Here is a 20,107-nt window from a genome sequence, read left to right on the forward strand (position 1 = left end):
AAAACACAAGACTAATAACTCTATTGTTTGGAATCAAAAGAAATCTAACATCAAATGTTAATTATTATTAGCCTAATTTATCATTTGTACTCACACCGTACTCCTGTAATTCCAGAAATGCGAATAATCATTCGTATACTGATTTTTTATTCGCTGATTTCCCGTAATTGCGAGGCAAAATATTAATATAATTAACTTTTAGACTCAATTCAAACTGTATTGGTTAGTTTAGGTCAAAAATAAAGACTGGGTTAAAAGCCATCTCTTAACCCAGTCCTAAAATCTGTCTATAAGCCAGAAAGCCTCTATCTAATTTCGAATTACTTCTAGCAAGATAAACACCACTTGCACGTAATCTCAAGTTAATACTTAAGTCTTTCCCAACTCACTCTACGGATAATTCTCTTATTTAATTTCAAATTATAATTTCCGTTTATTTTCCCTTGATATAATTCTGACCATCTGCTGCTGGTGCAACAGCCTTACCCAAGAAGATTACCAAGACAATAATTGTTATCGCATAAGGTGCAATTTGGAACCAAACTGAATTAACATGCGATAGCACAGGAATATAAGCTCCTATGATTGGCAGGCTTTGGGCTAAACCGAAGAACAACGCTGCTCCCGTCGCACCTAAAGGATTCCATTTACCAAAAATCATAGCTGCTAGTGACATAAATCCTTGTCCTGAAATAGTACTTGCTGAGAAGTTCAATGTAATTGATTGTGCCATTACGGCACCACCAATCCCACCAAAGAATCCTGAAATCAAAACACCCATGTATTTGTATTTAACTACATTAATTCCTAATGTATCAGCTGCTGCTGGATTTTCACCCACAGATCTCATCCTTAATCCAATACTTGTACGGAAGAAGAAATACCAACACAAAATACCGACAATAATTGCGATAAAAGCCACAAGTGAAGTATTCGTAAATAAAACTTTCCCAATAAATGGAATTTTAGACAAAATTGGAAAGGTAAAGTCACCCATACTCTGGTTAATAACTGGTGTTTGTCCTTTGCCTTCATATATAACTCTTGTAAGAAATACTGCCAATGCTGGTGCCATAAGATTCAAAACTGTCCCACTAATAATGTGGTCAGCTCTGAAAGTAACGGTCGCAACAGCGTGTAATACTGAAAAGATCAATCCGAATAAGGCACCGATAAATAGTGATATCCATGGGGTAAGACTCCCAAAGGTGCTTGCAAAAGTCAGGTTGAATACTGTACTTCCAAACGCTCCAATAATCATCATACCTTCAAGTCCGACGTTAACGACACCACTTCTTTCAGAGAAGGTTCCACCTAAGGCAGTAAAGATAAGTGGTGCAGCATACACAAAGGTAGTCGAAAAGACCGTCATTAATATAGTTGTTAAACTCATTTTTCAGCACCGCCCTTCTCTACCTTATTCTTACGGTTAAACCATCCTTTTTTGGCCATAAGTTCAAATGCATACTTGATACCAACAAAGAAAATGATTGAAGCAATAACTATATCAACAATTTCACTTGGAGTATTAGAGTATACCGAAATACTCAATCCACCTATTTGTAACGCTGAGAAAAGCAACGCGGCAAAAACAATTCCAATCGGATTTTCGGCTGCCAATAGTGCTACCGCCATGCCATTAAAACCAACATTAGGTAAATTATTAGAAACTGAGATATTTTCAAAATTGCCGAGTCCATCAATTGCACCGCCAAGTCCGGCCAACAAACCAGAAATCAACATTGCGATGATTATTGTTCTCTTCACATTGACACCTGCATATTGCGAAGCAGATTCGTTTAGACCAACTGCTTGAATTTCAAACCCAGATTTAGTTTTATTGAAGTAAAACCAAACCAAAGCAACAACTGCTAACGCAATAAAGAAACCCCAGTTAAACGTTGAATTATCAGTGATATGCTGCAGAAAAGGCGTATTCAAGTTTGCTTTAGAAGTAATGTTAGGTGAAGAATCACTACCCTTGCTGGCAAGCCAGCCCTTCACTGCAAAATTAACGATGTACAAAATAATGTAATTCAGCATGATTGTGGTAATAACTTCACTAGTTCCAAAGTATGCCCGTAAAATACCGGCTATCATAGACCACAAGCCACCAGCCAACGCTCCACACAATAGTGCGCCAATTATCAGAATAATTGCAGGCAAATGTGAAAATTTCAATGTAAAAACAATTGCCCCAAACCAGCCAATCAAATACTGGCCGGGTCCACCAATATTGAAAAACCCAGCTTTACTTGCTACCGCAAATCCCAAAGCAGTTAAAATTAAGGAAATCATGTTTCGTAGAGTTTCTCCTATTGAATAAACACCACCAAGTGATCCAACCAATAGATTTTGGTAATTCTGAATCGGATCATATCCAAATATTAGCATCAAAATTGCACCAACTATAAAACCGGCCAAAACTGAAACTAAAGGTATAGCTAACCCTTTAAGTGATTTAGTATTCACTGTATGTTCCTCCCCTATCCTTCTTGTCCAATCGGTGTTTTTCCAGCCATCATTAATCCGAGTTCTTCACTAGATGTATGTCTGGGATCAATCTCACCAACAATTTGACCTTCATGCATTACCACAATTCTATCAGAAAGTTTCAAGATTTCATCGAGTTCAAAACTGATTAAAAGGACCCCGCGCCCAGTGTTTCTTTGCTCAATGATTTTTTCATGTATATACTCAATAGCGCCAATATCAACACCACGAGTTGGATTAGCCGCAATTAAAAGATCTGGACTAGCAGAAATTTCCCTTGCAACAATCACTTTTTGTTGATTTCCACCAGAAAGATCTCCTGCAAGTTCTTTTTCACTTTGTGAACGAATATCAAAAGATTTAATAAGCTGTTTACCCAACTCGTTAATTTTCTTATAATTCAGCAGGCCATGCCTACTGGCAGGCTTTTTATAATAGCTTTTCAAAACGAGATTTTCAGCAATTGTAAAAGGCAGTATTAATCCCACATTTTGCCGATCTTCTGGAATACAGCCCACACCAGCTTCTGATATTCTGCGGGCGCTCAGATTCTGCAGTGGTTTACCTTTTAACTCTATAGATCCTTTTTTAATTTTACGTAGCCCGGTAATCGCTTCGATTAATTCACTTTGGCCATTTCCATCGACCCCAGCTACACCAACAATTTCTCCACTATGAACATTTAAATCCAAGTCTTTGACTTTAAGCAATCCATGAGCTTCAACATTCAAACCATTAACTGACAAGATAGTCTTTGACTTGTCAGTCTCCTTTTTTTCTACTGCGAAGTTAACCTTGCGGCCAACCATCATTTCAGCAAGAACTTCTTCTTTTGTCTCTGCAACCTGAACTGTTTCAATAACCTTCCCCATTCTAATCACTACACAACGATCAGCAACTTCTTTAATTTCTTTGAGCTTATGCGTAATGAAAATCACTGAGTTGCCTTCTTCTGCAAGGGCACGCAAAATTTTAATTAACTGCTCGATTTCTTGAGGAGTTAACGCTGCTGTCGGTTCATCAAAAATAAAAACATTTGCTTTTCTATACAATGCCTTCATAATCTCAACTCTTTGCTGCATTCCGACCGTAATATCACGAACTTTTGCATTTACATCAATATCCAAATGATATTTCTTTGCCAGTTTTTCAATATCACTTGCTGCTTTTTTATAATCTATCCTTGTTGCTTTTGTTGGTTCATCGCCAAGTATAATATTTTCAAGCACCGAAAAAGCAGGAATTAACATAAAATGCTGGTGGACCATCCCTATCCCCAACTTTTTAGCATCTCTTGGATTCTCCATCTTGACGACTTTGCCATTAATTAATATCTCACCATCAGTTGGTTCTAATAAACCTGAAAGCATCCCCATTAAAGTTGACTTGCCCGCACCATTTTCACCTAAAAGTGCTAAAATTTCACCTTTTCTTAATTGTAATGAGATATCATTATTTGCTTTGTAGCTACCAAATTGTTTCGTAATGTGTCTCATTTCAACGACATAATCTTCCATATGGTCCTCCTTAAAGTTCTCATACCCTATGCACTAAAATGGTGAAGAATTGGTTATTTCCCAATGCTTCACCATTTTATACAAACAATCAATTATTAATTATAATACCAAAATGCATCTGCTAATTACAACCATTCTTTATTTTGTTATTTAGGGCTAACTTTAATTGTCCCATTTTCAATCTTTGTTTGATATGATTGAACAGCTTTCCATGCACTTGCTGACATATTATCGTTTACAAGTCCAACACCATTACTCTTAAGATCATAAGTTACAGTCTTCCCACCAGGGAACTTGTTCTTCATTGCGTCATTTGAGAGATCCTTAACGGCCGTACCAACCTTCTTAATAGCAGAAGCTAAAGTAACGTTACCGCCCTTGTATTTACCATCGGCTTTTTGATCTTGATCAACACCGATAACCCATACTTTTTTGCCATTTTTTGCTGCATTCTTTGCTGCTGTGAAGACACCTGCACCAGTACCACCAGCTGCTTGGTAAACAACATCTTCGTTATTATTATACATAGCAGTTGCCAATGATTGACCAACATCAGCTTTTGTGAATGAGCCAGCGTACTTAACATCAATCTTAATGTTAGGATTTACAGCCTTTACACCTTGTTCAAATCCTTTTTCAAATGTTGTAATAACATCGCTTTGGATTCCGCCAATAAATCCAACCTTATTTGTCTTTGTTGTTTTAGCTGCGGCGACACCTGCAAGGAATGAAGATTGCTCTGTCTTAAATGTTACAGAAGCTACATTCTTACGGTTGCTTACAACTGAATCAATAATTGCAAAGTTAACATCAGGGTTTGCCTTTGAAGCCTTTGAAATTGCATTATCGAGCTTATAGCCAATTCCAAAAATAGTTGCATATTTTGCTTTGATTAACTTATTGATATTTGGTAAGAAATCTGAATCATCAGTAGACTGAGCATAATTATACCCATTGATACCCTTTTGGAGATTGTGACTTTTTCCCCAGCTCTCTAGGCCTTCCCATGCTGACTGATTAAATGATTTGTCATCGATTCCGCCACCATCAGTTACCAAAGCCGCTGAATGTTTTGTTCCCTTGCTAGATGATGAACTATTTCCACAACCCACAAGAATTGCCCCTGCCATCATTGTCGCTGCTAATACTGCTAAGACTCTTTTTTTCACTAAAATACAGCCCCCAAAATATAATTTTCTTAATAGTCTAAAGTATACACATTAAGTTACGCAGAATCAATATATTTTGTGCTTTTTTTTTGGAATTGTTCGCTTTTAACAAAGTATCTTATGACAGAGTATGTTAGCTTATGAATAATTATCTATTTTGACGAACGGTATTATGTTCTGTATAATTCGCTTTGCGTTGAATAAAAATATTTTATGGGGGTTTAATAATATATGTCAGAAAAAGTATACTTTAATCATGATGGGGGCGTTGATGATCTAATTTCTTTATTCTTACTTCTACAAATGGATAATACTGAATTAATTGGTGTTGGAGCTGTTGACGCTGATAGTTACGTTGGACCATCTGTTCAAGCAAGCCGTAAAATCATAGATCGTTTTGGCCATGGTGCTAACTTAGCCGTGGCAACCTCAAATTCTCGTGGTGTTCACCCTTTTCCAAAAGAATGGCGTATTTCAACATATTCTGAAAATGCACTACCTATCCTCAATGAAAGTGGCAAGATAATAACTCCTGAGGCTGATGAACCTGCCCATTTAGACTTGCTCCACAAATTACAAAATTCTTCAGATAAAGTAACTTTGGTCTTTACTGGTCCACTAACAGATTTAGCCCGTGCTTTGGAACTTGACTCAAGTATCACAAAAAAAATCAAGCGGCTTGTCTGGATGGGTGGAACCTTTTTAGAGAAGGGTAACGTTGAAGAACCCGATTCTGACAATACTCAAGAATGGAATGCTTTTTGGGATCCAGAAGCTGTTAAAACCGTCTTTGATTCGGACATTTCAATTGATCTAGTTAGTCTTGAAAGTACGAATAATGTTCCATTAACACAAACTGTTCGTTTGCATTGGGCCGCACAGCGTCGCTATCCTGGTCTCGATTTTATCGGTAACAGTTATGCCTTTGTTCCTGAACTAGGTCTCTTCGAAACTTATTCTACCTATTATCTTTGGGATGTTCTAACAACTTGTTACTTTTATGATTCAAGTCTTGTTAAAACCAGGGAAATTCACTGCGATGTTAGTACCAAGACCCCAAGCGATGGCCGTACTTTCTTAACAGAAAATGGTCGCAAGGCAAACCTTGTATATGATGTAGATAACGCGAAGTTCTTTGCCTTGATTGATAAATTAGCAAAAAAAGTTGATTAAAAACATTTTAATACCTGTGTTTGTTCTTTTTAAAGTTATTCATTTTGCGGTATAATAAGCTGATATAACTTCAAATAGGAATTTTCTATAAAATTTACTCTTACCTAAAGGTGAACTAAATGACAAAATCATCTGAGCATAATTTACCAAGCACCATTGAACTAGAACGCAGTGTGCAGCTATTCAAAGCTTTCGGCGATCAAACACGCTATAAAATTCTTTCACTACTATCCAACAAGAATTTGACGGTTAACGAAATAGCCGATGAAATTGGAATAACACAGTCAGCTATTTCCCATCAACTAAAACTCTTGCGGCAGACTGGTTTAGTGAAGGGTATTCGTGATGGTCAGAAAATTAATTATGAATTATCTGATCAGCATATCATTACTATCTTCGAACAGGTTAGGGAACATGTACGCGAAGGAAATTTATAGTTATCCTAAACAAATATACAAACACAAGAGAATAAGATCATTCTGCTGTTTATGTATAACTTAGGCAGGTGTAAAAAAGGAGGCTTTTACGCCTCCTTTTTTACACCCTCACAAACTAGTTTGTTTTCTGGTAATGAATAATTTATATTGCAAACATGATCTTATGAATTAATTAGCTGAGTCCACTCGCTTTTTAGAACTCCATACTTTACGGAATCCCAATACTTTCCTTGCCAGTAGCGAACCTTTCGTACTTCTGCCTCTTTTTTTAAACCTAAACTTTCCGAAAGTGCCAGCATTCGGTAATTTCCAGACCATGTAGTTAAACCAATATGCGGAAGCTGAACTTCGTTAAAAAGTTCAGTAATCCACTGTGTTAGGGCCAATTTACCTATACCCTGTCTCCATTTTGTATGTTGATAAATACTAATACCTGTATCTAACCATTTATTTAATGGTGCATCTTCATAATATGCAAAAACCATTCCAACCATTTGATCATCGACCCAAATAACTTTTCTAAAGGGATTATTTAAATAGTTATTCTTATCACTGCTTATAAAATCAGCTTTTTTTGGTAATTTATCATGAAAATACGGGCCATTCCACTTAGTCCATTCGGCATTTGGATTACTAAACGCCAGATCCCAAAAGTCTGACAATTCATCACGTTGAAGCATTTTTAAAGTTATTTCCATATTTTTCCCACCATTTCATAAAAATATTAAGAGAAATAATTTCCTCATTGATTTCGAATTCATTCAATTTTGTCAATATTTCTTCAGCATCAGTTGATATTCCCTACTACAGAGAAGTTGAAATATTTTCAGAGCTGTAAAAATTATAGCATTTTTTATTTTCACGATTATACTATTCTTATCAGTAATTGAGCCAATTCTATCATGCAATTCTTCACTCTTCTCAAATACTGTTTATGAAGAGCCGTATACTCGTCCAATAAGATTTGTTTGGTTTTTGGTGCTGATAAGAGTAGCTGCTTTTTGCTTTACAAGTTATGCATAATATGCCAATAAAACAGACATTGCAAAAGAAGGTTTCCCTGTATATTATTAGGTATTGTTACTTACAACAAAGTACAGAGTGTGCATAGGACGATAAGATTTGAGCACCGAAATGAAATTACAACTATGGCGTATATTTTGTTATGAATAATTCAAGACCACAGAGTTAAACGGAGAATGTTAACTTATAGAACATGTTTTACAGAATAAATAGTGGAACTAGGTTCAACTTTAATTTTTGACCCAGCCCCCAAAAATATACTGAAGGGATAGAAAAAACTTGAAAAAGCTTGAAAAAAAAGTGCTAATTCAGAGTTTAACTCTTTTGCTAATCATTCTAATTGGTGCAAATTTAAGGACACCACTGACTGCTGTACCTCCAATCTTAAATAACATTTCTAGCTCATTTAATTTGCCCACCTGGTTCTTAGGCAGTATGACAACGATTCCCCTGTTATGTTTCGCTATAATTTCACCTTTTGTAAGTCAACTTAGCCGTAAATTCGGTATCTTAACAACCATTACCATAGCGATAATTGGGTTACTTATTGGTTCCCTTTTTAGAGTTTATTCATTCCCAACTTTGCTGGTTGGAACTCTATTAATTGGTAGTTCAATAGCAATCTTAAATGTTTTATCACCTGTTTTAGTCGCAAAGTTTTATCCACACAAAATCGGACTAATGACCAGTGCATATACTTTTTCGATGACCATTTTCAGTGCTCTATCGGCAGGATTCAGTGCCCCACTTTCGGCAAGAATTGGATGGAAATCCACACTTCAATGGTTAGTTGTCATCCCAGTTATAACTTTATTAGTATTATTTTGGCAGCGTGACAGCAAAAAAGCCAATCACTTATCGAATAAATCATTTGTTCCAGCCGAGCAATTAAAATCAATATGGCACCAACCACTAGCCTGGTACTTAACTTTTTATATGGGATTACAATCATTTTTATTCTACACAATTTTAACTTGGTTGCCATCAATTTTTGTAGCTCATGGTATTAGTCAAAATCAATCAAGCTTTCTGCTGGGATTAATGCAGCTATCATCGCTTCCTGTAGCGTATCTCATTCCAAATTTAGCCAGTCACCTTAAAAAACAGACATTTTTAATTTGGATGATCTTCTGTTTATTCATTTTTGGGTTCAGTGGCTTATTATTTAAAACCTCTTCTCTTTTCTTTGCGGCTATTATCTGTATCCTATTGGGATTCGCGACCAATTCTGCCTTTTGCTTATCTATGGTTCTGTTCTCGCTAAAGACAAACAATCCCGACGAAACATCAGCTATGTCGGGAATGGCTCAATCAATTGGTTACTTAGTCGCCTCAATTGGGCCTGTCCTTTCCGGAATCATGCACAGTCTGACCAACTCTTGGAATTTAGTTATCCTTATGTTACTTGCACTTGTTATCATTCAAACAATTTTTGGGTTGATGATCGATAAAAAAAAGACCGTATTCGGCTAAAATTTGGCTCACTTATGTCTGTGAATTAACTATGCATTTTAATTAGAGATTTTATATGTAGTACATAATAAACTATTTCCAACACAAAAAAGAGGGTGGATCAAAAGTTATATTTTGAACCAGCCCCTCTGTTTATCCCGTATAAACGTATCCCATAAAATCTTAGTTTAAGTTTGGCTGCCCGGTCGATGCACTTGTTCCTCCATCTACAGTCAAAATAGTTCCCGTAATATATTTTGCATCTTCTGTGGCTAAGAATAGTACCGCGGGGGCTATATCTTCGGGAGTTCCTGGTCTCCCTAATGCCACTCGGCTGTTTATCAGCGCTAACTGATCTTTATTTGTTGCCACATCGCTTGTCATTCTGGTAAGCGTAAATGCTGGAGCAACTGCATTTACTCTAATATTATCCTTACCCCAATCTAATGCCAAAGAACGAACAAAACCGTTAATGGCATGTTTACTTGCATTATAAATGGCCTGCGACCAATCGCCTGATATACCAGAAACCGATGAAATTGCAATCAACGTTCCCTGAGTTTCTTTTAATGCAGAATAAGTAGCTGTAGCCAAGTAGAAGAAGGCATCAATATTAGTTTGACGAACTTTTTCCCAATCATCATTACTTAGTTGATCAATCGTACCACTGATATATGCCGCAGCATCGCTAACAACAATATCTATTCTTCCAAATTTTTTCTGAACCTCATAAACTAAGTTTTTAGATGTTTCGGGTTTGGAAACATCCCCAACGAAAGCTCCAGCTTGATCATCTTGATAGTTTTGAATGGTTTCTTGTAAAGATTTCAAATGACGTCCAGCTACTGCTACTTTCGCACCATTTTCTAAAAAGCTTTGGGTAATTTCACGACCGATTCCACTACCACCGCCTGTTAATAAAACTACTTTGTTTTCTAAGTCATATTTGTTTTTTGTCATTTTATTACCTCTTTTAATTAAATTTTATAAATAGCTGATAAATTCTATTCTTAGTTACTTAATTTGAGTTTTGAAAGCCTCCATTTAAAGAAATAAATTAGTTGCAGGAATAACAAAATCAAGTTCCTAAATATTAATTATTTTTTTGAGATTTATACTCTCCTTCTTTATACTACTGTCGTTGACAACCAAATAGGTACATTTTACAATAGGCGTTAAATTATAGACAGTACTGATTATTTTGATACTACCTTTACATACTGAAAGAAGGCTTTAAAATTGCAAAAAACATATCGACAATTATTACAGTGTAACTGTTCTTCAGCCAACACAATGGCTTTAATTGGCGGTAAATGGAAAGTTATTGTTCTAGACCATCTGCATCACAAAGATTATCACTTTAACGAATTACAACGATCAATCAATGGGATTACACCTCACACATTGAGCCAAATATTAAAAGAACTTGCAAAAGATGATTTAGTTAAACGCCATGACTTTAAAACTATCCCACCACAGACCGTTTATTCATTGAGTAGTAAAGGGAAAGAACTAATTCCATTGCTGAATGAAATTACCAAGTTTGGCAAGAATCATCCCTTACAATGATCAAATGACTTATTTTATTATCTTTTCAATCTTAAAATGGCAGAAAGCCTACCAATGCAACACAATTATCACATTGGCAGGCTTTTTGATATAAATTTTTTCTAATTTTAAAGTTAACTTAGTTTAGTATAGGGAAAAAATACAGGAAATTATCCTTATCTTCGTGATAAATCTTTCGCCTTCATTCTTTCAAGTTCCCCTCTTATCTTCTTTTCATGTCTATTTTTTCCGCTAACAAAATAGCCAAATAACCAGAAGTTTCCTATAACTAATACGGCTACTGCGGCTACTAAAGTGATGTGTTTTCCATTGAAAAAAAGTAAAATTAGAAAGACATTATATAATAGAGTTATCAAAAAACCTGTAATTCTTAAATTAAAATAGCCAAAGATATATTGTAAGACCGTAGCAATAACGGCAATACACCAAAATAACACTGAAAACATATCCATCTTTTGATCACCTCTTATTGTTTTAAAGATCTCTGGCTTTCATTTTTTTGTCACATCATGACCACTAAATATTAGCTAGTTTTGGTAAAATAATGCTTCAACAGTGGTATTAAATACATTAGCTAATTTAAAAGCTAATTCTAGTGAAGGAGAATATTTTTGCTTTTCAAGCGCATTTATTGTTTGTCTCGAAACACCGCACAACGTCGCTAATTTTTGCTGTGACCACTTTCTCAATACACGCTGTTCATATATTTTGTTCTTCAAAATTATGAATACTTCCTTTTGTTGATGACATAGCTAATAAAGTAAAGTATTAGACTAATCCCAATGTAAAATAACGGATCCCATTTTGAAACACTAACAAACTTAGGGGTAAAAAAGTTATCAAAAACTAATACCGACATCAACCCGACCCATGAAAATGTGATTTGATTTGCTCCTAAGTCAATATCTGGCACATAAACGATGCGCGAAACTGGCGCATATCGTGTTTACACGCAATCTAGTTTTGGTTAAACTGAACAAATTGTTGTTAATTTCTCGGACTATTTTGCGGATCCATTCTTTATTTTTTTAACTATTTTACCGGTATTTTATAAAGCTTGTAGTCTTCCTAGCAAATCAATGTTTCTTTAATGTTAGCACCGCTAACCGCCAATTTATTGCCGTAACTTTACCTTGTGCTATGCTCATGGATTGCAAACAAATTTTTTAATTAATTTGGATTCTTTTTCATTTTAAAAATAAAAAAGTACACGTAATAAAAAAATGAATTATTTTGTTGCTGAGAACAACTTCTAAAACAAATTTTGAAGTCAGAGCTTTCACCTAAAAGTAGTTGAGTAATTGCTATACGTTTAATTATATACATTGAAAACTGCAATAGTACAGAGTATTATGAGAAATAGAGTCTTTGGAGATGCTGTAAAAAATTTATTATGCAGGTATTTTTTAGAGGGTTCAAAAAAACTATAAGGAGTACTTTCCATCCATGTCAAAAAAAGCCATTATTATATTCAGTCTGGGCGTCTTTTTCATTTTTCTAAGCTTTGAAATTTTTAGTTACAATGTTTCCTCTACAAAAAATATTTTGCCAAAAACAAATAGCTTTGTTCAATCAATTAGCTATATTACTGATCTCAAAGATAAACATATTCAGGGAAAATATGTTTATAAAGTTGACAATGCTACTATTAGCAGAAATTCTCGAAAAAATCCAACTCTTGATATAAATGGATGGATCATAAAGAAGGGAACTCATATAAATAGCGTGTCAATCAAAGTAGCTTTAAAGAATAAATCTAACTCTTATTCTTTGTTGCCCACAGTAGTTACCACTAGACCCGATGTTACTAGTACTATCGACGACGGAACTAACTATAATTATTCAGGCTTTTCTGTTCATATGCTAGCCCGAAAGAAAATAATTAATCGAAGAACACGATTGTATATATTTTTACAAATAAATGGATCAACAAAAATCATAAAAACAAATACATATCTTGAATAGTCAAAGGGGAAAAATGAAAATTCTTAATTGGTTAAAATCAGATTTTAGACAAAATTATTTCTTCTATTTTCTTGCTTTAACATATGGAATAATTTTTAGCGCAATTAAAATTGTACATGACGATATCATAAATATGAGTTCACAATTCATACATGGGAAAAGTGTTTTGGGTATTGTTTATCAAGGATACTTTACTTGGTCATCTAGAGTTCTTATCAATACTATTATGTATTATACCGAAATTATTAGTAGCCATTGCATTTTACTTTTTGGCTTTATAACCGGAATATTAGTCCTCTTATTATCTAAATCTCTTAATTCAGTATTTAATGAATTTGATAACTTGTATATTAAATTAGCTATCATTGTTTGCATACTTATGTATCCTTTTAGTATTTTGTCGTCTGCTGGCTGGGTCGCTACTATAGCTACTTATTTTTGGCCATTTGTTTTCATGAGTATTAGCATTATGTCTTTAGTACAAGTACTTAACAAAAAAAAATTATCTTTAACTCAAAAAATTATGTCCATTATCAGTATTATTTATGCTGCTAACAATGAGCAAATTACTGTTATCCTAATATTTGTGTATACAATTTTTTTTGTTGTTTTTCTATTTGAAAAGAAACTGAATAAATTTTTTATTATTCAATATATGCTTATTATAATTAGTTTGCTCTTTATAATAACAACTCCTGGTAATGTAGCACGTAGTCATAGTGAATTAGCAAACTGGTTTCCAAGTTTCATAACATTGAATAGTCTATCTAAGTTTCAATTAGGATATACAAGCACTATGTATAAAATAATTTTTAACCCTAATTGTTTGATTATAGTTTTTACAATGTTAGTCGCTATTATTGTTAATACAAACTCTAAAAGTCTTTTTGTTAAAATAATTAGTGTCTTTCCTTCTGTATTATGTTTGGTGTTTGGACCATTACAAATTGTATTCACCAATTTGTTTCCCAATTTAATTTATCTGAATCATCCTGTAAGTGAATCTAATCTAATATATGGATTAATAACTGAAAATAATTATGCCGATAAAAGTATTTTTTTAGAATATTTAGTTCTAGGTATATTTTTACTTACCTTGTTTTTTGGAGTATATTTTTCTTTCAACTCTAAAAATGAAAGAATTTTATCCTTATCTCTATTAGTTGGCGGTCTTCTCTCTAGAATTTCCATAGGGTTTTCTCCAACGATTTGGGCCTCTGGTGATAGAACTTTCAGTCCTCTGTATGGATGTATTTTTCTTATATGCATAATCCTAATGAAAAATTTATTTTCTGACAGTTCATTTAAGAAACAAAATAAGACATCCATTATTATTCTTTCTATGTTATTTGGAAGCTTTAATTTTTTATCTTTGCTCATTCAAATTTTGGTCCAATAATGCTCAAACAAATTAAATTAGTAATCAAAGGGATTTATGGTCCAACTCCGCCTCCTACGATTAGTCAAGCATTAAAATTCATAATAGAAATAGAACATGATAATTGTGCTTGAGATCGATCTTTTCAGGAAATAATTTCTTCCAAGATCATAAATTGTCAGAGCCTGCAAAAATTTTGCCATTATCTGGCACAACTTAACTAAATTTTTGTACCCTAATAGTCCTCGTAAATAATAGCCTTTAAACTTTTACGAGGTATAATCATGGGAGTGTGACATAAGTCGGTAAAATTTGAATACCAACAAGAAATTACGAACATAGCGAGTAACTTGCTATGAGTGATTCAAGGTTAGACGGAAAATTTTGATTTATGGAACACGTTTATCCGGAATAAATAGAGGGGCTAGGTTAAAATTTCATTTTTGGCCCAACCCCTTTAAAATTGCTAAACTGTCATATTTAAAGAGTTTAAATGGAAATATAACCTCCACCCCTTGTGTTTCATAATTAAAATCTAATGACGGAGGATTGTTACAACAGGAAACAAATCTATATGTCCGACTATAGAAAAAAATCAGGGAGAGAATCATTGCTTACCTATTCATAGGAGTTATTTGATTGTCATATATTTTTATTTTATTATTTTGCAGTAAGTACTTGACCTTTACTCTACGTCAAAGTTTATACTTTATTTTGCAAGTGAGGCGACACAATCATGACTTATTCGATAACAGAATTAGCAAAACTAGCAGGCATTTCAACGAGAACATTGCGCTTCTATGATAAAAAAGGCCTTTTAGAAGCACGAAGAGATCCAGAAAACAATTATCGTTATTATGATGAAGCTGAAGTTAACCAGCTCCAGAAGATTATGTTTTTAAGATTGTTCGATTTGCCACTGAATCAAATTAAAAAAATTTTGGAAGATTCTGTAGCCGTACAATATCAGGCTTTATGTGACCAACGTAAGAAGATTATTGCTGAGCAAAATCGATTGTCAGATTTGATTGTCAATTTAGACGAAACACTTGCGACAATGAAAGGAGCATCCGTAATGAGTGATACAGAAAAATTTGCGGCCTTTAAGGCAAAAGCAATTGATGACAATGAGATACAATATGGTAAAGAAATTCGAAGTAAATATGGTGAAACAACCATTGATGACAGCAACCGAAAGTTTAATTCCCTAACAGAAACCGATATGATACACCTTAAGGAGTTGACCAATCAAATTTTAACAAAGCTTAAGGCATTAGTAGGTACCCATGATTTTAAACTGCCTGCTGCAAAACATCTTTTTGATTTACACAAAGAATTTTTACTTGTGCATTGGTCAAAGGAACAGTATTCACCTGAGGCACATAGGACTTTGGCAGCCATGTATATCTCTGATAAACGTTTTATCAAATATTATGAAGATGGTACTGGCAAAAAAGGAGCGGCTAAAACACTAAAAGAAATAATTGATTATTATGCTTAGCCTAATCCAGCAGTAACCATAGATTTAATTCCTAGTTTTTTTAGCATGTGGTGTATCATCATTCAATATAAAAAAGTCGCGATTTTCATAATTGCGGCTTTTTTATGTTTCAGTCCTCTTATGTATCTGTTCTTAGCAATAATTTTTTCAGTAGAAATCCAAAAAAGATGAGGACTATTAAATAAGCGGTACGACAACATACCAAATTGATGAAATATTAAGGATTACCAATAATACTAAATTTAGTATTTATTGTAGATAATGGCCTCCTAAAACTGTTCCTAGGAAACTTTTATTTTTACATCAGAGCTACTTATAATTTGGGATCACCTATCAATCTGAAAAGATGAGGTTTTTCATAAAAATATCCTTGACGCAAAGGAAGATCAAGTTCATTTAATAATTCATCGTCTACAACACTCTCGACCCCCTCAACGATCAATCTTAATCCAAAATTCTGCGTTATTTTCCGCCAAAACAGCAACTGGCCTGGAATCTCTGATGCCCGGTGCTCACTGCGCAAGTTTTGCATTGGAAATTTAATCTCTGATGCAATATCTAAAAGCGGAGCGATTTTTTCGTAAGTATTGTCTCCACTGCTGACATCATCTATACTCAACTCTATCCCATACTTAAGATATTGCTTTGCATATTGCTTGATTTCTTCGATCCTAATATTTTGATTTCCCTGATCTTCCGTTAATTCAACGATTAACGTTGCAGGATAAATTTGTTTTTGGGTTTCAATCAGTATGTTTGTCATCGTTTGACTGGTGAATTGTTCACGGTTAAGGTTAAAAGACAAAGACTCGACCTTCAATTTGAGATCTGTTCCTACCTTTTTTAATAAATTAATTTGTTCTTCAAGCGGAATTGATGCAAAGTCCTGGGGTAAATGCCATCCATTGCGGTCATATTTACGAAACAACATCTCGTAACCAATCAGTGAACGCGTATATACATTTTGTTGAGGTTGAACATAAAATCGATACATTTGAATCACTCCTTATCTTCTCAAAGAATAATTGTCGTAAACAATCATTTAATGTTATCTGTTTATCTATTATTTCTTAAAAATAATTGTTAAAACTTAAAAAATAATAAATTATACTTAATTATAGTACACAATACGGGGGAAGTTGTCATGAAAGTAATAATAATTGGTTGTACCCACGCTGGTCTAGTAGCCGCAAGGGAAATATTAAAAAATCATCCAGAAACAACTCTGACAATTTATGAAAGAAATAACAATTTTTCATTTGCATCTGACGGTATTTTTTTATATTTAAAAAAGCAAGTCAAGGATTTAGCAGATATTTTCATCTCTTCTCCTAAAGAGATTCGCCAACTGGGTGCAACGGTCAGAGAAATGCATAATGTTTTGAGTGTAGATACCAAAAAACATCAACTTCGTGCAGTAGATATGAACACAGGAGATATCATTAATGACACTTACGATAAGTTGATAGTAACAACCGGTGCCAATGTTCGTCTGCCCGCAATAGCAGGAATTGATAATCGAAGAGTTTTAGTATGCAAAAGCTACCTACAATCTAAAAAAATCTATGAATTAGCACAAGAAAGTCCCAAAATCGCAATTGTCGGTGCGGGGTATGTTGGAGTAGAACTAGCAGAAAGCCTTGTTACAAGGAAACACGGACACAAAGTTGATATTTTTCAGTCACACGGACAAATACTCAACAATTACTTCGATACCCAAATCTCAGATATGGTTGAAGACCTACTTAAAGAACATGGTATCACGGTTCATTTGAATTCAGATGTTTCTGATTTTGCGGATGAATCTGATTCAACCGTTCGTCTAATAACTTCTAATGGCAACTTTACCGAAGATATGGCTGTTGTTTGTACTGGGTTCGTTCCTAACACAAGACTCTTTGCGGGACAATTAGCAGTTGAGAAGCATGGCGCCCTCCTAGTCAATAGTTATCTTCAAACCTCAGATCCTGATGTTTATGCTGCTGGAGACTGTACCGTGACCCACTTCAATCCTACAGATAAGGACATATATTTTCCCTTAGGAACCAATGCAGTTCGACAGGGGCTTTTAGTCGCCCATAATATATATGGCCATTCATCACCATATATGGGTACACAAGCCACTTCGGCATTAAAATTATTCGATCATAATTTTGCAACCACTGGTTTGACTCTAGCAAATGCCAAACGACAGGGACTAAATGCATTCAGTGTCTCATATACCGATAATTGGCGTCCAAAGTATATGCCTGACAAAGAACCAATAATGCTGACCTTAGTCTATGATCGCAATAACCGCAAAATACTAGGACTGCAGTTAGCCAGTAAACATGATATTACATTAGCAGTAAACGTTGTTTCAGTTGCAATTCAAAACAGGAATACTATCGATGATCTTTCATTTGTTGATATGTTCTTTCAGCCAAATTACAGCCGCCCATTTAATTATCTAAATCTCGTTGCACAAAAGGCAGTTGAACAGGAGCGGCAAGCAGGATTTAACCAGCCGAGATATACTCATTTATATTGAAATATATCATCATCCCTGTACAACTACTTCTTCTATATGTTATTTGTAAGACTCTAAGCAATTGTCCCGTGTACAGTTTTAGTATAGACATGTGTCCTTTTTTGATAGTGGGACTATTCACTGCTATTTAGAACTTTCAAAACTAATTTTTTCGTTAATGGCCTAAATATTACAATGATAGTTTCTCTGTTAATGAGTCCCCTAGTGGTATTAATGCTCCAATTCTCAGTCTTCAGAATTTTCTGATTGCAGTGATGGTCAAAAAATCTTAACTAATGTCTGTATATACTGAGGCAATATCTTTGTTGGAATAAAGACAGCAGATAAAGTAGATAAAAATGTTAAGTACAGCACCAAAATTTAGCCCATGTAAAGGACTTTTGACAGTCATTTTCCTTAAAATATGCTACTTTATAGACAACAAGGAGATGAAGACATGTATTTTGGAAAACAGTTAGCACTTATGAGAAAACAACGCGATCTTTCACAGGAAAAACTAGCTAGACAGCCTTATGTTTCACGACAAACAATATCTAGTTGGGAAAACGATAAAACATATCCGGATCTAAAATCCTTACTCATTCTATCAAAAATATTTAATAAATCGGTGGACAACCTAGTTAAAGGTGATATTGATCAAGTTAGGTATCAAATGATGCGACGAAAGATATATTGGCTTTACATCAGCAATATTTTTTGTCTAATATTAATCTATCTAGCTTTCACCAGTCTACATTGGTTACCATTGTCAATTAGTCTGATCCTTATGGTTACTTTCACTATTCTTGGAATTGAAAATACCTTTTATTTAATTAAATTTAGCAATAGAACTAATTTGCATAATGTTCACCAAATTATGAACTATTTGAATGGTAAAACTTCTCAGGCAAATGAGATAAATAAACGAAATTTATGGATTCAGTATATTGCCGGTGGATTCCTAGGAATATTTATCAGTTTATTGTTTTTGTTCTTAATAAGTAAATATATTTTGGATATACACTTTTAATCACATTTTTTTCGGGCATTATTTGTAATACAATCCCCAAAACAATAACATACCTTACTAAGCAGACAATATTTTCAAGCATATCAGTATAATATCTCTGTTATTTTATACTTTTAAATTACAGATTTTATTGAACCATACTCTAACCGAATTAATTAAAGGGGATAAATAAAGATGAATAATATCATAATTATCTATTGTCATCCATATCAGAAGAGTCTGAACCACGCTGTTTTAGAGTCTGTTGAACATAATCTACTGCAAAAAAAGATCCCATATAAAATTATCGATCTTTACCAAGATAACTTTCAGCCATTTTATGATTTAGAAGAACTTCGTTTATTCCACACGGGAGGAACGCATGACCCCCTAGTTACACAGTACCTTGAGCTCTTAAAAAAGGCAAAGGGCATTATTTTTATAACACCAATTTGGTGGAACAGTATACCTGGAATGTTGAAAGGATTTATTGATAAAGTTATGAAAGAGGGCGAAGGGCTTTCACATACTGTTTCTAAATATGGCATACATGGTTGTCTAACCAACCTATCTCACGCTTATGTCTTAACGACTTCTACTTCTCCCACTTTTTATTTTAGGCTGTTTATGGGTAATGGTATCAAGAAAATCTTTATTTCTAAAACGCTAAAACAACTTGGAATTAAGCAAGGAACCTGGATAAACTTTGGTAATGTGACTAATTCAACCCATGACAAAAGAGAAAAATATTTGAAAAGAATCAAAAATTATCCTTTTCAATTCTAAAATTCAAATTTGACCTTTTATGGACTCTTTCCTAATCTAATATTCTCACCTAATAAAAACTTATGGGTCATCTGTATTGATTTGCAGAATATGTTTGTATGAAATCAAAGAAATAGAAGAGTCAGG

The 20,107-nt window shown here is 34.2% G+C and carries 19 protein-coding genes; 10 read left to right on the forward strand and 9 right to left on the reverse strand.

The window, feature by feature from the left end; genetic code table 11:
* Nucleotides 1–433 precede the first annotated feature (433 nt).
* From IV36_RS02235 to IV36_RS02250, 4 genes are all read right to left on the reverse strand, one after another.
* Nucleotides 434–1,393 carry an ABC transporter permease gene (locus tag IV36_RS02235; protein ID WP_056990590.1) on the reverse strand — a complete coding sequence of 320 codons (960 nt, stop codon included), beginning with the start codon at nt 1,391–1,393 and terminating at the stop codon, nt 434–436.
* Nucleotides 1,390–2,472 carry an ABC transporter permease gene (locus IV36_RS02240; protein WP_056990591.1) on the reverse strand — a complete coding sequence of 361 codons (1,083 nt, stop codon included), beginning with the start codon at nt 2,470–2,472 and terminating at the stop codon, nt 1,390–1,392. Before IV36_RS02240 ends, IV36_RS02235 begins: the two co-directional genes overlap by 4 nt.
* 14 nt (nt 2,473–2,486) lie before the next feature.
* Nucleotides 2,487–4,010, reverse strand: coding sequence for an ABC transporter ATP-binding protein (locus IV36_RS02245; protein WP_056990592.1), 1,524 nt, complete (start codon nt 4,008–4,010; stop codon nt 2,487–2,489).
* A gap of 146 nt (nt 4,011–4,156) precedes the next feature.
* The gene (locus tag IV36_RS02250) at nt 4,157–5,143 is read right to left on the reverse strand and encodes a BMP family lipoprotein (RefSeq protein ID WP_415586901.1); all 987 of its coding nucleotides are present in this window, start codon (nt 5,141–5,143) and stop codon (nt 4,157–4,159) included.
* Between the two features lie 267 nt (nt 5,144–5,410).
* On the opposite strand from IV36_RS02250, the gene IV36_RS02255 reads away from it, so the two are divergent.
* Together IV36_RS02255 and IV36_RS02260 are read left to right on the forward strand one after the other, a co-directional pair.
* Complete coding sequence (locus IV36_RS02255) at nt 5,411–6,352, forward strand: nucleoside hydrolase (RefSeq protein WP_056990594.1); 942 nt, start codon at nt 5,411–5,413, stop codon at nt 6,350–6,352.
* Between the two features lie 119 nt (nt 6,353–6,471).
* Complete coding sequence (locus IV36_RS02260) at nt 6,472–6,789, forward strand: ArsR/SmtB family transcription factor (protein ID WP_056990595.1); 318 nt, start codon at nt 6,472–6,474, stop codon at nt 6,787–6,789.
* 161 nt (nt 6,790–6,950) lie between these two features.
* Here the strand turns inward: IV36_RS02260 and IV36_RS02265 are convergent, their stop codons facing one another.
* Nucleotides 6,951–7,487 (reverse strand): GNAT family N-acetyltransferase, encoded by a 537-nt coding sequence (locus IV36_RS02265; protein WP_056990596.1) that lies wholly within the window; start codon nt 7,485–7,487, stop codon nt 6,951–6,953.
* 604 nt (nt 7,488–8,091) lie between these two features.
* Here IV36_RS02265 and IV36_RS02270 point away from each other — a divergent pair.
* Nucleotides 8,092–9,285, forward strand: a complete 1,194-nt coding sequence (locus IV36_RS02270) for a CynX/NimT family MFS transporter (protein WP_235810221.1) — start codon at nt 8,092–8,094, stop codon at nt 9,283–9,285.
* 162 nt (nt 9,286–9,447) lie between these two features.
* Here IV36_RS02270 and budC read toward each other — a convergent pair whose 3' ends face one another.
* Nucleotides 9,448–10,224, reverse strand: a complete 777-nt coding sequence (gene budC / locus IV36_RS02275; protein WP_056990597.1) for a meso-2,3-butanediol dehydrogenase — start codon at nt 10,222–10,224, stop codon at nt 9,448–9,450.
* Between the two features lie 279 nt (nt 10,225–10,503).
* Here budC and IV36_RS02280 point away from each other — a divergent pair, with 279 nt between their 5' ends.
* The gene (locus IV36_RS02280) at nt 10,504–10,833 is read left to right on the forward strand and encodes a winged helix-turn-helix transcriptional regulator (RefSeq protein ID WP_082623690.1); all 330 of its coding nucleotides are present in this window, start codon (nt 10,504–10,506) and stop codon (nt 10,831–10,833) included.
* 155 nt (nt 10,834–10,988) lie between these two features.
* Here IV36_RS02280 and IV36_RS02285 read toward each other — a convergent pair whose 3' ends face one another.
* Both IV36_RS02285 and IV36_RS02290 read right to left on the reverse strand, forming a co-directional pair.
* Complete coding sequence (locus IV36_RS02285; protein ID WP_056990598.1) at nt 10,989–11,285, reverse strand: hypothetical protein; 297 nt, start codon at nt 11,283–11,285, stop codon at nt 10,989–10,991.
* 75 nt (nt 11,286–11,360) lie between these two features.
* Complete coding sequence (locus IV36_RS02290) at nt 11,361–11,552, reverse strand: helix-turn-helix transcriptional regulator (RefSeq protein WP_056990599.1); 192 nt, start codon at nt 11,550–11,552, stop codon at nt 11,361–11,363.
* Between the two features lie 727 nt (nt 11,553–12,279).
* Here IV36_RS02290 and IV36_RS02295 point away from each other — a divergent pair.
* The 3 genes from IV36_RS02295 (at nt 12,280) to IV36_RS02305 (ending at nt 15,677) form a co-directional block, all read left to right on the forward strand.
* Complete coding sequence (locus IV36_RS02295; RefSeq protein WP_056990600.1) at nt 12,280–12,798, forward strand: hypothetical protein; 519 nt, start codon at nt 12,280–12,282, stop codon at nt 12,796–12,798.
* A 13-nt stretch (nt 12,799–12,811) separates the two neighbouring features.
* Nucleotides 12,812–14,197, forward strand: a complete 1,386-nt coding sequence (locus tag IV36_RS02300; RefSeq protein WP_056990601.1) for a hypothetical protein — start codon at nt 12,812–12,814, stop codon at nt 14,195–14,197.
* Nucleotides 14,198–14,912: 715 nt separating this feature from the next.
* Nucleotides 14,913–15,677 (forward strand): MerR family transcriptional regulator, encoded by a 765-nt coding sequence (locus IV36_RS02305; RefSeq protein ID WP_056990602.1) that lies wholly within the window; start codon nt 14,913–14,915, stop codon nt 15,675–15,677.
* Between the two features lie 313 nt (nt 15,678–15,990).
* On the opposite strand, the gene IV36_RS02310 is transcribed toward IV36_RS02305, so the two are convergent.
* Nucleotides 15,991–16,671: an EAL domain-containing protein gene (locus IV36_RS02310; RefSeq protein WP_056990603.1), complete on the reverse strand. Its 681-nt coding sequence runs from the start codon at nt 16,669–16,671 to the stop codon at nt 15,991–15,993.
* A 150-nt stretch (nt 16,672–16,821) separates the two neighbouring features.
* Here IV36_RS02310 and IV36_RS02315 point away from each other — a divergent pair, with 150 nt between their 5' ends.
* The 3 genes from IV36_RS02315 (at nt 16,822) to IV36_RS02325 (ending at nt 19,981) form a co-directional block, all read left to right on the forward strand.
* A complete protein-coding gene (locus IV36_RS02315; protein WP_056990604.1) occupies nt 16,822–18,207 on the forward strand; it encodes an FAD-dependent oxidoreductase in 1,386 nt (461 codons plus the stop codon).
* Between the two features lie 436 nt (nt 18,208–18,643).
* On the forward strand, nt 18,644–19,216 hold the full coding sequence (locus IV36_RS02320; protein WP_056990605.1) for a helix-turn-helix transcriptional regulator: 573 nt from the start codon (nt 18,644–18,646) through the stop codon (nt 19,214–19,216).
* Between the two features lie 174 nt (nt 19,217–19,390).
* A complete protein-coding gene (locus IV36_RS02325) occupies nt 19,391–19,981 on the forward strand; it encodes an NAD(P)H-dependent oxidoreductase (protein ID WP_056990606.1) in 591 nt (196 codons plus the stop codon).
* Nucleotides 19,982–20,107: the final 126 nt, after the last annotated feature.

The sequence above is a fragment of the Liquorilactobacillus mali genome, from assembly GCF_001437155.1.
GTDB lineage: Bacteria > Bacillota > Bacilli > Lactobacillales > Lactobacillaceae > Liquorilactobacillus > Liquorilactobacillus mali_A.

Bases quoted from the DNA above. Each gene is read 5' to 3' on its own strand.
- IV36_RS02325 (WP_056990606.1), top strand. From the start codon at position 19,391: ATGAATAATATCATAATTATCTATTGTCATCCATATCAGAAGAGTCTG.
- IV36_RS02285 (WP_056990598.1), bottom strand. From the start codon at position 11,285: ATGGATATGTTTTCAGTGTTATTTTGGTGTATTGCCGTTATTGCTACG.
- IV36_RS02260 (WP_056990595.1), top strand. From the start codon at position 6,472: ATGACAAAATCATCTGAGCATAATTTACCAAGCACCATTGAACTAGAA.
- IV36_RS02295 (WP_056990600.1), top strand. From the start codon at position 12,280: ATGTCAAAAAAAGCCATTATTATATTCAGTCTGGGCGTCTTTTTCATT.
- budC (WP_056990597.1), bottom strand. From the start codon at position 10,224: ATGACAAAAAACAAATATGACTTAGAAAACAAAGTAGTTTTATTAACA.
- IV36_RS02245 (WP_056990592.1), bottom strand. From the start codon at position 4,010: ATGGAAGATTATGTCGTTGAAATGAGACACATTACGAAACAATTTGGT.
- IV36_RS02265 (WP_056990596.1), bottom strand. From the start codon at position 7,487: ATGGAAATAACTTTAAAAATGCTTCAACGTGATGAATTGTCAGACTTT.
- IV36_RS02305 (WP_056990602.1), top strand. From the start codon at position 14,913: ATGACTTATTCGATAACAGAATTAGCAAAACTAGCAGGCATTTCAACG.
- IV36_RS02315 (WP_056990604.1), top strand. From the start codon at position 16,822: ATGAAAGTAATAATAATTGGTTGTACCCACGCTGGTCTAGTAGCCGCA.
- IV36_RS02250 (WP_415586901.1), bottom strand. From the start codon at position 5,143: ATGATGGCAGGGGCAATTCTTGTGGGTTGTGGAAATAGTTCATCATCT.
- IV36_RS02235 (WP_056990590.1), bottom strand. From the start codon at position 1,393: ATGAGTTTAACAACTATATTAATGACGGTCTTTTCGACTACCTTTGTG.
- IV36_RS02255 (WP_056990594.1), top strand. From the start codon at position 5,411: ATGTCAGAAAAAGTATACTTTAATCATGATGGGGGCGTTGATGATCTA.
- IV36_RS02310 (WP_056990603.1), bottom strand. From the start codon at position 16,671: ATGTATCGATTTTATGTTCAACCTCAACAAAATGTATATACGCGTTCA.
- IV36_RS02300 (WP_056990601.1), top strand. From the start codon at position 12,812: ATGAAAATTCTTAATTGGTTAAAATCAGATTTTAGACAAAATTATTTC.
- IV36_RS02320 (WP_056990605.1), top strand. From the start codon at position 18,644: ATGTATTTTGGAAAACAGTTAGCACTTATGAGAAAACAACGCGATCTT.